This is a genomic window from Pirellulimonas nuda (assembly GCF_007750855.1).
Classification (GTDB): domain Bacteria; phylum Planctomycetota; class Planctomycetia; order Pirellulales; family Lacipirellulaceae; genus Pirellulimonas; species Pirellulimonas nuda.
Genome location: NZ_CP036291.1, coordinates 1,535,064 through 1,547,976 on the forward strand (window position 1 = coordinate 1,535,064; position 12,913 = coordinate 1,547,976).

Consider the following 12,913-nt stretch of genomic DNA (forward strand, 5'->3'; position numbering starts at 1 on the left):
TCGTCCTAAGTGACTTGACGGCAAAACGATGGATGCTGCGGTCGCCAAGGTTGGACCAACCGTTCGCAGTCTGAGCGGGAGCTAACCTGCAGCGGTGCAGCTCTCCTCCGTCGGAGTGCCGAATGGCCAACTGACCGAGGGGGATTACTCCGCGGCGGTTGGGCGGCACCGCCAACTCGCAGCGGTGTCTCCCCTCGGCCAAGACCTCCGCAGATAGATCGAGGCGCCCAGCCGCCGAAGCTGGTCCATTTTTTTGGCGGCTCGACTGGGGGCGGATCTGAAGCGAGTGATGTCCACCGACCGCAATTCTGGGATACTCGATCCTGCCGAGAATGATGTGGCTGAGGTAGGTTGGCAAGGCTCAGAAATCTGAAGCGAAAGCGCTAGCTAGGGAGGGCGACTTGCCTCTTCCGAAGGGTCAGGCATGAAGACACTGCAAGTGTAGTGAGAGTAATTGCAGCGGGCTCAGGAACCGGAGTCACTGTCACCTGAAAATAGAGGTCGGCCGTTGAAGCACCTGGCTCGAAGGGACTGCCGTTCTGGCTCTTTAGAAAGCTGCCGTTTGGATAAGGGGAATGTGATTCACCGCTAAGGAGATATCCTTGAATCTGATAGCGTGCATCCACCACGTCTACGGAGAACACCATCGCATATTCTGTTTCCGGATCCAGAAGTACATGCCGCGATGTAAAGTCAGCAACAGAAGTATATGTCGCAGGACTAAAGATAAGATCCTCCCCGAATGCTTCAGCTTCCAGTCGAGTACTGGCGATCTCGGTAGCTGGCTGACCATCTAACATGGTGAAGATCGATACTTTGAGTTCATCCATCGTGCCTGAGAAACGTCTGGCTACAAACGAAGCGGTTGCAAGCCGTCCTCCCACTTCCGTAATAAATGTTTGGGCAACTCGATTGTCGTACAATGTGCCACTGTCGATGCCCATGCCTGCCTGAGCACCGGTGCCGCGAAAGCGAGAATCATCAAAGTCAGGCGGGAATTGATGCGTGGCGGTAACGATAGGCGCGCACTGAACAGAGGGCGCCAGTGACAAAGTCAAAAACGCGACAACGGTGCAACGAAGGAGGCGAAACATCCACAAGACTCCGCTTCGGGCCAGATAGTAGTTGCCAGTTCCCCCAGTCTACTAGCTGCCAATTGCCGATGCTAGAACGAGCCTTGCGTACCTCGCAGATGCGCGTTTGGCCCGCTTCCCAAGTCGCAGCGGTGCAGCTCACCTCCCTCGGCCCGCCGACTGGCCGCCTGTGCTCAAGAGCGCCTCACCCTGGGGGCCTGGGTCGGCCCCAAACTGCAGCGGTGTCCTCGCGGAGATCGGACCTCTGCAGCGCGGCGTGCAGGCTAGCCCACCGTTCTTACCCTCTGGAAGGTTGGGAAGAGCCAGCACAGGCCAGCTGCTCCACGTAGCCTGCTCCGGGCCCCGCCAGATTCCGACGCACCCGCTATCGGAGCTTGAGCCGATCTCAGCGACAATCAAGTCACTCGCCACCGACCACCCCTGAGCCTCTTCCATGCCCCGCCTGCTGCTACGCGTCGCACATTTCTTCCGCCAACCCCGCAGGCACGCCAGGCTGCTTGCCCGCATGGATGAGTTGCTGGCCATGATCAACCAGGCCGCTGAAGAGACCCGTCAGGTGTGCGACCGGTTCCTGGCGGAGGCGGCAGCGTCGAGATCGGAGTCGGGGCGACCGCTCTGATGTCGCCGAAGGTGAACCAAGGTCGCGAGAGGTTGGTGCTCTGGTAAAGGCGCCCGAACAACGCAGCGCGTGTGGGGCCATCTCGCGCCCGTCATCCGAGCCGCGCCGGTCCCCCGCATACCGCATCCAACGTCGATCGGCTTGACGCCGGACCCGCCGGACTCCCCGGTAGCGGCGCTTTGGTCTGTGCGTCTACCGGCTCGATCGGTCACTCTGGCATAGCGGCTCTTTCGGCACCCTCTTGGGCGCCTTGGTCTTGGGTGTCCGGGCTGGGCTTGGGCACGCCCGTTCGGGGCGCCGCTTTCGTGCTGCTCGGAGCCCGAGGCTCTTTGGCCAACACGAAGTTCACCTCGCGTGGCTGGTTGGGATAGATCATGCCGGCCAGGTCTTTTCTCCCCCAAAGCTGACCCCGTTCAATCCACTTTGCTAGCTCTTGGGGGGTCTGGTCGGTCATCAGCAGGTCGTAGTCGCGCTCATCCCCGACGATTTCCCAGGGTGGGGTCATAATGATGAACTTAGCCGCTTGGACGCCGACACCCAGCGGGGCGTAATCTTCCATCAGCGTCATTCCGCGACCGAAGTTCATCGGGTAACGCCCCTCATGGTCGGTCGTTGCCCGGGCGCCCCCCAGCAGTGTGCCGATGCCCGTCGCGACGCGCACCTTGATACCCGCGAGCGGCTGGCCCGCTTCGTCCACCACGCGGCCGGATGCAGAGAAGGTGTCGTCGAGCAGGCGGACTTTGGCCTGGATGGGCTCTGGTTGCTGCTGGCTTTTTTCCTGGGCTTTGTCCGGGCCTTTCTCCTGCTCTGCCTGCTCCCTGGCGGTGGTCGCGGGCAATTCGGCCTCGGCTTCTACGTCGACTGCCTTAGCGTCTGGCCCCTTGGCCTCCGGCGCACTGGCACTTCGGAACAACATCACTTTGCCCGTCTCGAGCGTGCCCTGCCAGTCGTCCGGCAGCGGCAGCAGCACTTTGCCATCTCTGTCTTTGAGCTGAGAGCCGCCGAAGCGGACGGTGTAGCTAACCTTCGTTCTGCCGGGGAAGTCGAGGCTGTCCAGCGACGACCCGCTAGCGGTGAGCTCCGCCACCTCGCCAGGCTTGAGGCGCCAGCGGACGTGCCTCGGCATACCGGTATGCCACGCACCTGAGACCTCCACTTCCGCGCCAAGCCGATTCCTCACTTTCGCCCGATCGCCCTGCCGCCAGGCTTCGCTGACGAGGTCGATCGTTCGGTCGCTGACATTCTTCACGTGAAAAATCACCCCTAGCGGCGTCCCCACCGGCACGCCGGGCGCGCGGGTTGGGTCGCCCACGGGCGATTGGAGCTCGACTGCGGCTTGCAGTCCGTTCTCAACGAGGCCCCACGTGAGACTCTCAGGATCAATACGCGTGGCCGGGTCCGCGACGGAGAACTCCACGCTGTTGGACGCCACGTCGCCCGACCAGGCATCGGCGATCGGCCGCCTCGCGCGAAACTCGCGCGCCAAGGCCAACGCCCCTGCGCTCGCGCCGCGGTAGCGCACCCGCGCGCGGAACTTGCCGCTGGGGAGCCGGTGGGCCATCGGCGGCGTGAACTCTGCGGGCCGCAGCAGCACGGTGTGCGACGCGCCCGGATCGACCACGTGTGTCGAGGCGCCCGACAAGTAGAGGGTGTCGTGCACAAACGCACGCTCGGCACGCGGGAGCGGATTGCCCGCTTCGTCGGTGAACTCAAACTCAAACAGCCGCGGGCCGTAGCCTTTGGTGTTCAGCTTGCCAGACGACTTGCCGAAGCTCCCGCCGTAGCGCGTGCCGAGCAGCGTAACCGGCTGGTCGCCGGTGTTGGTCAGCTCGACCGCGAAGGTTATCTCATCGCCGGAGAGAAACTCGGCGGTCGTCTGGTTCAGGTCGGGCGCCTCGTCGTTGGCGTCTGGCGGAACCGCCACCAGCCGGCAGCGGAGCGGGGCGGCGTTCTGATCGGCCACCGGAGCGGTAGGTGGGGCGTCGCCGGCGTCCGCGACGGGTCGGCCGTCGACATCGATGCGTAGCACGAGGGGGTCCTGGCCCGCGATTTCCGCGACGTAGTCTTGGTCGTCAAAGTCGTAGACGTCTGACCAGTCGCGGAACTGAGCTTTCCACACCTTGGGGATCAGAGTTTCTGGGACCGCCCCCTCGAACGTGCCGTCCTTGCGGGTATGGACGCCGGCAAAGCTGTTCATGACGCTGTCGCCCGGCCCGGGGTAGCCTTCGACCACCCAACCGGACAGCGGGCGGCCATTCCTGTCGAAGAGTTTCCCGCGTATCTGCTTGGCGGGGACCAACTCAACCGGCGGCATCTCGAACTCACTGGCGCCCGCTGGAATCTCGCGGGGCATGTTCAGCGATTCCTCCCTCGGGCGCCAGGACTCGACGTCCCGGTAATCGCTCGGAGCGCTGTGCAACCGCAGTTTCACCCAGCCCGGGCGCACCACTGTCTCGTACCATCCTTGCTTGTCGGTCTCGACCTCGATCCCTGTGACCGTGCCGCGTGCTTCTTCATTGGTTGGTTCTTGAATGACGGCGAGTCGAAAACCGGGGTAAGGTTCTCCGGTGTCCTTCTTGATGACTCGCCCCCGAACCTTGACGCCGCGAACTACCTGGAGCTGGATGTCCGCCTCGTCTCCAGGCGCGATGCGCTCCGGCGCCGGGACGACAGCACGCCACGGCTGATCCTCTGGCAGGTCGGCCTCTACGCGCAGCAGCCCAATGGCCAATTGAGGCGCTGAGAACGCGCCGTCGTCGGAAGGAGTAACGTCCGCCACGCCCCATACGCCGGCCCACACCGGCCAGTCCGGCAGGTCATTCCTCGAACCGGGCCAGAGTTCCGTCGTCAGCCGGACCTGTTCCGGCAGGCGGGCGTCCCGGGGCCCGGCGACGCGGCCCGATACCTTGGCTGTCGGCGGGATGCAGAGCGTGAAATGCGGTTCGGTTGCAGCGGGCTTGTCGTTCAAGAAATGGTTGCCGTCCATGATCAGCCGACCGCCGTCCTTGGACTCTATCCGCAGGTAGCAGACCGACTCGGGCACGATGCCGTCGATCCGCAGCCGGCCCTCGGAGTCGGAGCTGGCCGTGTACCGGTGACGCCAGTTGGTTGGCAGGGCCCAGCCAACGCTCTTGGGAACCCGCGTTTGGACGACCGACAGGCGTGCGTCGGCACCGGGATTGCGACTAACGTCAAGCAACTGAAACACGGTCGCACCGGCGGAGGGGATCTCGATACGAAGATCGTCTTTTTGGTCGAGCAGGAATGCTATGGTCGAGTTGGGATGCCGCGACGGGGCGTGGCCGTCCGCACACGCCCAAGCACTCAGGAAAGCTCTGCGATCTTCTTGGTCGTATGGCAACGCAAAGCGACCCTCGGAGTCTGCAACGGCGGTTGTCAGGAATGTGGGGGGGTCGCTGGGCTCTTTCCCACGATTGCTGACGAGTCCCACCTCGGCGCCCGCGACGGGTTGGCCTTGAGGATCGACCACTTGGCCTTCGATGACCCCATCGTTCTGTGGCGCGGGGCTCGGTTCCTCGGCGGGTTCGGCAGCCCCGCTTGCTCCCGTCTCGGGACCTTGGACCACGCCGTTCAGCGCTTCGCTCAGTCTTTCCGCGTCTGCCGCGTCGCGGACCCCGGTCAGTATGATTTGTCGACCGATTGGGCTCATCAGGCAGGGGGCCGTGACCACGTTGCTCGCGACGATCGTCGCCAGCCGCTGGTCGACGTCGGGGCCCCCTTCGAGCAGCCTGGCGGTCGCCTGTCGCATCTGCCCGCCGGCCGCCTCGCTCAGCGTTATCGCGATGTTGAACCCGCGGCTGGGGTTGTTTTTGTCCTTGGTCACTTCCGCCGACTCGACGTCGCGCTCGGTAAACAGCGGTGGCTCATCGGCGAGCAGCAGCCATTGGGTTTGGCCGGCAGCAGGCGACCATTCGACCAATCGCTCCGGCGTCAGCGCCTTCGCCGTGCTGATGTCGTTGGTGTTGGTTAGTAGTCGCGCTGGGATGACCTGAAGCCGGTGACTCTGCTTGGTGGCAGGCGTCGCGGCGGGTTTAGCGCTGGGGAGCTTGAAATCCACCAACGTATCCCCCTCGCGATTCATATCGACGACCTGTCCTACGCCCAGCTCGCCGTCGAGGGTTACCTCCACCTGTTGCTTCTCGGCGGCCGGGTCGAGATTGACGGCCAGGCCGCGGAAGGTCGCCTCTCCGCCGGTGGCGGTGGGTTGCAGCACCACGCTGTCGTAAAACAGCTCGCGAGGACCTTGGCCGTCCGGGGTGACCATGGTCGCGCGCTGGCGGATGCCCAGCGTGATCTTCCCTTGCGTCTTGCGTAGCTTGCTCAGGTCGCCGGTGACGGTCACCACTAGGTCGCGCCGTGGCGGCATCACGATCTGCTGGTTCTCGTCCGCTTCGATGGTGTGTACCATCGCCCGCGCCCCGTCGGCAGCTTCGACCACCGCCAAGTAATGCGAGCCACGGGTGAGCTGATCCAGGGTGAAGCGGCCGGTGTCGTCAGTGGTCGCGGCGAGGTTGCCCCAAGAGATGCCGTACCCTCGATAGGAGCCATTGGGGCTCCATTCACACTTGAGGCAAATCTTGGCGCTCGCCAGCGGCGCCAAGTCGGCTTGGCGCACAACAACGCCGGTGGTTTTGGCCGCCGCCTTGAGGGTGAGATCAATTGCTTGGTCAGGCAGCAGGTCGAGCGGCTCGCTATGCAGCGGCTCATAGCCGGCCGCTTTCACCGAGAATACGTACTTGGTAGCGGCCAGCTGCTCGTAGGTGTATTCGCCCTGTTCGTCGGACTGTTGCTCATAGATCGGGCCGCCCGACCGGTCGTGGATTCGGGGGTACGCGATCAGCGTCGCCCCGGCGATGGGCGCTCCCTGCTCGTTGACCACCCGCACCCGCTGATCGGCGCCCGGCTTGAGGGTGAGCGTGATGTCGTCGCGTAGTTCGCCCGGGGCGAGCGTGATTTGCTCGGTCCACACCGGCGCGTAGCCAGGGGCGTAGTAGGTGAGGTAGGCCGTGCCGGCGCCGAGTTCGACCGAGAACCGATCGACGCATTGTCCTTGGGCGCTTAAGGCGCCGTTGCCGTTGGTGTAGCGCACGTCGGAGTACATCTGGCCCTTGACCGTCGCCGGCGAGCCGTCCTCCAGCACGATCTTGCCGGAGAGGATGGCGGGAGCGTCGGGGTCTGTCGGGTTCAGCGGCAGGTTGTTGAGGACGATCTGCTGGTCGGCCACAGTGAATACGAAGGCAGCCTCTTCTTGCTGCTTATTGATCCTCGCCACAACGGCGCGGTAGCCGGAGGCATTTTCGTTCTTGTCATCACTGACTGAATCCTCCTGCAGACTGTGGCTTCTCTGAACCGACAGGGTGCTCGATCCGCTAGCGACTCCCTTGGTCCGGTAGACGAATGCACGGACGGCGAACGCACCGACAGTGCGTTCCCATGCCTCGCGGGAGACCTTCTGGGAGGTAAGATGCAACTTGAAATCGGGCAGCAGCCTACCATCGGGGCTCCACCACCGCGGTTCTGACCGATTGACATCGCCGATGGCGATCAACTCGACTTCACCGCCGGTTGCTAGCGGCCGCATAAAAGGTCGCTCCAAGTCGGTTGCTTCGAGCATCGTTCGCTCGTTCTCTCCGGCGCCCGCCGGCCGCGACCACAGCCCCGGCCCGACGAGGGCAATCGCCCCGATGGCGAGCAGCGCCCAAACGCCGCTACGCGAGAGCCGCAGCGGTTCGTCGACCGGTTCGCCGAACAGCCGCGCGACCCGCCGCCGCAGCTCCGAGGGGGAGCGGCCACTCGCGGCCAGCGCCGCCACGCCCGCCTGGTCGTTCGCGGCCGTACGCGAGAGCTCCACCAGGTGCAACAAGGCTTGGGCGTAGCGGAGCTGCGATTGGCGGGTCTGCCGCCCCACTGCGCCGCACGCTAGCTCGTCGCAGCAGTACTCGCGCAGCGTGCTCACGCGGCGGCTCAGCAGCCACAGCGCGGGGTTGAAGAACAGGACCGTCTCGGCCAGCCGCTGCACGAGGTTCACCCACAAGTCGTGGCGGCGTATGTGCGCCAGCTCGTGCGCGAGGATCATCTCGACATCGCCCGGCGACAGCCCCGAGAGGGCCGAGGCCGGCAACAAGATTGTCGGCTTCAACAGCCCCACGACCTTGGGCGCGACGATGTGCTGGGCGGTGGCTAGCGCCGGCGCCGCGCGTAGCGACCACGCCTGCGCGAGGCGCCGCAGCGCCGCGGTGAGCGCCCCGTCCTCGACCGGGCGGCTGCGGGCGCGGAGGCGTTCGGCCCGGCCGATGCCAACGGCGATCCGAACGAGCATCACCAGCACGCCCGCCGCGTACAACCCGGCGAACCACGGGGCGGTCCGCTTCCACACCGCGGCCCAGTTCGCTCCGCGGTGGGCTTTGGCCTGGATGGGAACAGCGTCGTCGTTCGCCAACCCCGGCCCCAACGCAATCCGCTCCACCGCCGGCTGTGCCCGCATGAAGTCTGCGGGCAGGGTTGGCGGCTGCGCATCGGTCGCCGCGAGCATCGGGCCGAGGGGAGGCACGGCCCCGGCCGTGAAATCTTGGGCCGCTGGCTTTCGGGCGGCGTCAAGCAACAAGAACGTCACCGGCACGCACGCGCAGCTCAGCACCAGGGCCGCGGCGTGTACGGCGTAGCTCCACTCGACCGACAGCCCCCGCCACACGCGGGCGACGGCCCACGCCAGCGCGGCCAGCGCCGCGACTTGCCACAGCGAATGGACCAGCGTCATGCACAGGCGGCCGCACAGCTCGGGGGTGAACAGCGAAAGCAGGTTCATGGTTGCTGCTCCTTGCTCTTGCGGTTGATCAAGCGGCGTAGCTCCGCCATTTCGTCGACGTCGAGGTCGGTCGTTTCGAACAGGTTGAGCATCATCGCGGCGGGGGAGCCGTCGAAGGCGCGGGAGAGCAGGTCGCCCATCATCCGCCCGGTCACACGCTGCTTCTCCACCTTCGGCGCGAAGAGGAAGGCGTTGCCGACCTTGGTGCGTTTGAGGAACCCCTTGCGGTGCATGATGTTGAGCATCGTGATGACGCTGCTATGCGCGAGCACGCGTCCGGCGTCGGACTCCAGCCGTGCGCGTACGTCCCGCACCGGCAGCGGCGACTCGCGCCACAAGACCTTGAGGATCTCGAGCTCCAACTCGGTGGGGTGATCCGGCTGCGAACGTGTCATGAGAAGCGGCCCTCGATAGAGGCTCACGCGGCGGCCTACAAAGGCGCCGCGCGGTTGGCTCGGCGATCAACTCATCTAAAGGTTTAGAGGATCGTAAGAAAGACCGGCAGCGAAGTCAATCCAATCGTCGAAAGTTTTAGATGATCCGTCCACGCCCCCCCTTGCGACGATTGTCACGTCCGTGGGGCCCCCGGGCTTTCGGCCAAGCGGTGGGGCTAACGCCGGGTGGCTCGGCCGCCAGGCCCTCCAAGCAGCCGCCAGACGCGATGCGTCGTTGGGCTGCCCAAGGGGCCTAGTGCTTCGCGTGGCTCACCCCGTGGCCCTCCAGAATCCGTCGCAGCTCCTATCGGACCGGGACCCCAGCTGAGCCACAATCAGGAACGTCGCCAGCCCCTTCTCCAAGAGCCCTCCCATGCCCCGGCTACTGCAACGCGTCAGACGCTTCTTCCTCCCGCAACTCAGCAGGCACGCCAGGCTGCTCGCCCGCATGGACGAGTTGCTGCTGCTGATCAACCAGACCGCTGAAGCGACCCGCCAAGAGTGCGATCGGTTCCTGGCAGACGCGGCCGCCCCGGGGTCAGAGTAGGGGGCGACGCCCGGGCGCCGCCGAGGATCTCGGGGGAGCGCTACGCGGCGGAGGCGCCCGGAAGCCGCATCGCGTGTTGCCGCCATCTGGCGCCATTCAATGGCCTCGCGACCAGGTACCAACAGTGAGCAATAGCAAGTACCACCAGTGTCCATTTCCAGGTACCACCGGTGACCCATAATCCAGAATCCAGAAGAGTGAGGCTTCTGACGTTGCTGGCGCAACGAAGCCTCACTCACAGAAAGAAGCTACGCCCGGAGCCCCGTCCTTGCTGCCGATCTGTGGGCGCCGTCGGCGGGCGACCCACCAACGATGTGGACCGCGAGGCAGCAGTCTCCGTGGATGGGGCGTCGCTGACTGGACGGCGGGGGCCGACGTGGGACGTGCGCCCTGAGGGCGCTGCGCGCGCATAGGCGCGTCGGGGCGGCCTAGCGCCCTCCCAGCCCCACCAGGGCCCAACTGCGCCACAGCGGGCGCATGGGGGCCCCTGGCGGGGCTCTGGGGGCCGGGGGTGCGCCGGGCTACCCTCAGCATGAGTGATCGCGGGGGCCAACTGGCCGCTCAACTCGCAGCGACGCGGCTGCCCAATGGACGCCTGCGGCAACCCTGCCCGCTGATGTGCCGCAGCTAGTCCTCCCCAGCCTGCTGCGGCGGTCGCTGCCGTTCACGCCACGCACGCCTACCGTGCACGCCGCATACGCCGGGTCCTCTAATTAATAGTCTATTAGATAGAAGTAGAGGGATAAGGCGAGTCTGGGGCACAGGAACTTGGCCGGTGGCGACCATGGCAAGAGCGTTAAGCGCCTGCGGACGCAGCCCCTGATGACGCGTCTCCCCGGGGAACCCACTCCTGCACGGGCACCTTGGCGGCCGACTCGCGGGGCGCATGGTGTTGGTGGGCGATTACGCGTAGGCGTGGCGGAGCCCCCTTCACCTTGCAGGTCCTTCGGGGAGCCGACACCCATCAGCTCCCGCATCACCGAGCCCAGGTTCCGCACCAGCGCCGACATCCGTCCGCCTTCGGCGGACTTTCGCACTTGTCGATCCCCCGCAGCCAAGTGCGTCGTGGCCCGCCGGCGTCGGCTCTCGCTCACCGCGTGTTGCTGCTCAACGGGCCCGGCGGCGGCGGTCTGGGACTATCCTTCACCATGAAGGCGTAGATCAGGACAAAGGCCGCGTAGAACGTCACAAAGAAGCACCAGTAGCTGGCCGCGCTGTCGCTAATCAGATAACCCACGGTGGCCCAGAGCCAGCCCCACGAAACGATCACCAGGCCCTGCCAAAACGGGCGCCACCAGAGCAGAAACGGGGCGCCGATCACCAACGCCCAAAGGAAGTAGGCCCAGGCGGCATAGACGGGCGGGTTGCGCGGGGACCACCAATTCAGGTGCCCTCCGGGAGTAACCTGCGTGAACATCGGGTGGTAGGCGACGCGCGCCAACGTGACGAACAGCAATCCCGCCGAAAGCACGAGAAAAAACAGCAACCGCCGTCTACGCAGCGGCAGCGCGAACATCGACCCGAACAGCGGTCCCCACGCTTGCCCCAAGAGCGCCAGCGGGATCAGGCCGATCGTAAGCAGGTGATTGAGCGTTCCGTGGGGCCGCGGGCCATCGAGCCACAGGAGGCCCTCGACCCATTGCATCGCCGTGATCCCCATCAACGCGACCCCGCCCCACCTGAGTCGCGGGTGATCGCGACGCAAGAGATAGGCGGCCGCGCCGTACGCGCATCCCCCCGCCATCAGACTGGACGTCGCGTTGAAGCAGATGGCTGATTCCCCTCCGGCCAAGAATAACGTGAAGCTGCGCCAAGCGTGCGATAGCCTACCCCTTTCGGACAAGGCGACTAGCACCGCTTTGGGCGGTGGTCACTTCGGCCGGCTCTTCTGCGGACCCGACCGAACTTCAGGAGGTGTGATTACTGGCAGGGCGCCTTCGTCTGGGACGCCGACAGCGGGATGCGGAGCCTGGCGGACGTGCTGATGGGCGCCGGCGTCGACCTCACAGGATGGCGTCTGCAACGAGCGACGGGCGTCTCGGCCGACGGCCAGGTGATCGTCGGCTACGGCGCCAACCCAGCAGGCCAGGTTGAGGCTTGGCGGGCCGACCTAACTGCTGTTCCTGAGCCGAGGGGCTTGGGCCTGTACAGCGTGTTGGCTGGCGCCGCCGCCTTTGCGCCCGGTGGCGTAGAATCCGTTCCTCGGCCAAGCAGTAGCCGCCTCCCCTGCGCAGCTGGCCAGAGGAGATGACCGTGCGACAACTGAAACGTGCGGAGACGGTCGACGTGGCCACGCACCGGGTGGCTACCGCTGGCCGTCGCTGGTCGAGACGTACGGGTGCGCCGTGATCAGAGCGGGTGCTGCACGAGACCGACCAGGCCCGTAAGGGAAGCTTGGTTGGGGCGCGTGCTACGGCCCCCAGCGGCGACATGTGCCCTGAACGCGCTGCGCGCGCATAGGCGCGTTGGGCCGCCCTAGCGCCCTCTCCCAGCCGCGCACGGGCCCAGCTGCGCCCCAGCGGGCGCGTGGGGGCCCCCCAGCGGGCCTGCTCTGGCCCAGGAGCCGACCACCGGAAGGCTCGCCAGGCCCCCGCCGGCCTCCCAGAGCGGCCCTACAAGGGATTTGGGCTCTCTGGGACAGTGCGGTTTGAGACAAGCACCAGCAAACGGGGCGTCGAAACCCGCGAAACCCCTTACTTTCAAGGTCAAACCCCGAGTTGGGCGAGGGTCCGCGCCGTGTGGTGGAATGTGGGTAAGCAAAGCCACTCGGAAGGAGGGCCGATTTCATGCTCGCGTCGCACCGCAGTCGAACTCCGCCTGTTGGCGACCCGTGAGCCCCCCCGGGAGGTCAGCGTTCGTGGCAGGTTAGCCCCTGATTTGCCGGGATTTTAAGTCTTTGGCGGCCTACGCGGGACGCGTATTCGGCTGAAAAAAACCCACGGATCCAGCCAAGTACGCCGTAAAACCCGGCCAGCAGGGCCTACGAAGGGCTGCGAATCGGTCTCCGAGGGGGCCGGCGGCCTGCTCCGCGGGCCCCTGGCGGGGCGTGCGTACAACAAAGTCCAGTCGTCCCAGACTTCGGCGTCTGGTGGGGAGCCCGCAAGGGGGAACGGGGGGCCAGCGTGCCCCAAACTGGCCCCCCCACGGGGCCCGGATCGTGCCGATACTCCGTGGGCTACCCGCCTCGGCCCAGTTCCTCCCCCCAGCGCCACGGCCCGCATGCCTCCCTCCCCGTGGACGCAGCAGGAGTTCCGGGCCCGCTTCGGGCGGGAGGAGGCCTGCTGGGGGTACCTGGCCCGGGCCCGCTGGCCGCGGGGGTTTGAGTGCCCCTGCTGCGGGGGCCGCCAGGCGTGGCAGACGGGGCTGAACCTGTTCCACCGCACACAGTGCGGC

6 protein-coding genes and 1 pseudogene are annotated in these 12,913 nt (G+C 65.8%); 3 read left to right on the plus strand and 4 right to left on the minus strand.

Features of this window, described 5'->3' with window-relative positions; genetic code table 11:
* Window positions 1-383: 383 nt before the first annotated feature.
* A complete protein-coding gene (locus Pla175_RS06490; RefSeq protein ID WP_145282322.1) occupies window positions 384-1,094 on the minus strand; it encodes a hypothetical protein in 711 nt (236 codons plus the stop codon).
* A 433-nt stretch (window positions 1,095-1,527) separates the two neighbouring features.
* Here Pla175_RS06490 and Pla175_RS06495 point away from each other — a divergent pair, with 433 nt between their 5' ends.
* Entirely contained in the window at window positions 1,528-1,713 is a 186-nt protein-coding gene (locus tag Pla175_RS06495) for a hypothetical protein (RefSeq protein ID WP_145282326.1), read from the plus strand.
* Window positions 1,714-1,921: 208 nt separating this feature from the next.
* On the opposite strand, the gene Pla175_RS06500 is transcribed toward Pla175_RS06495, so the two are convergent.
* Window positions 1,922-8,539 carry a M56 family metallopeptidase gene (locus Pla175_RS06500; RefSeq protein ID WP_145282329.1) on the minus strand — a complete coding sequence of 2,206 codons (6,618 nt, stop codon included), beginning with the start codon at window positions 8,537-8,539 and terminating at the stop codon, window positions 1,922-1,924.
* The gene (locus tag Pla175_RS06505) at window positions 8,536-8,934 is read right to left on the minus strand and encodes a BlaI/MecI/CopY family transcriptional regulator (RefSeq protein ID WP_145282331.1); all 399 of its coding nucleotides are present in this window, start codon (window positions 8,932-8,934) and stop codon (window positions 8,536-8,538) included. Before Pla175_RS06505 ends, Pla175_RS06500 begins: the two co-directional genes overlap by 4 nt.
* Window positions 8,935-9,346: 412 nt before the next feature.
* Between Pla175_RS06505 and Pla175_RS25825 the strand changes: the two genes are divergently transcribed.
* Entirely contained in the window at window positions 9,347-9,520 is a 174-nt protein-coding gene (locus tag Pla175_RS25825; RefSeq protein ID WP_197527310.1) for a hypothetical protein, read from the plus strand.
* A gap of 1,090 nt (window positions 9,521-10,610) precedes the next feature.
* On the opposite strand, the gene Pla175_RS06510 is transcribed toward Pla175_RS25825, so the two are convergent.
* Window positions 10,611-11,264 (minus strand): hypothetical protein, encoded by a 654-nt coding sequence (locus Pla175_RS06510; protein WP_145282334.1) that lies wholly within the window; start codon window positions 11,262-11,264, stop codon window positions 10,611-10,613.
* Window positions 11,265-12,739: 1,475 nt separating this feature from the next.
* Here Pla175_RS06510 and Pla175_RS26995 point away from each other — a divergent pair.
* A pseudogene (locus Pla175_RS26995) lies at window positions 12,740-12,868 on the plus strand (transposase); the annotation flags it as partial.
* Window positions 12,869-12,913 lie beyond the last annotated feature (45 nt).

Coding starts and splice junctions, on each gene's coding strand:
- Pla175_RS25825 (WP_197527310.1), top strand. CDS start 9,347: ATGCCCCGGCTACTGCAACGCGTCAGACGCTTCTTCCTCCCGCAACTC.
- Pla175_RS06505 (WP_145282331.1), bottom strand. CDS start 8,934: ATGACACGTTCGCAGCCGGATCACCCCACCGAGTTGGAGCTCGAGATC.
- Pla175_RS06490 (WP_145282322.1), bottom strand. CDS start 1,094: ATGTTTCGCCTCCTTCGTTGCACCGTTGTCGCGTTTTTGACTTTGTCA.
- Pla175_RS06500 (WP_145282329.1), bottom strand. CDS start 8,539: ATGAACCTGCTTTCGCTGTTCACCCCCGAGCTGTGCGGCCGCCTGTGC.
- Pla175_RS06495 (WP_145282326.1), top strand. CDS start 1,528: ATGCCCCGCCTGCTGCTACGCGTCGCACATTTCTTCCGCCAACCCCGC.
- Pla175_RS06510 (WP_145282334.1), bottom strand. CDS start 11,264: ATGGCGGGGGGATGCGCGTACGGCGCGGCCGCCTATCTCTTGCGTCGC.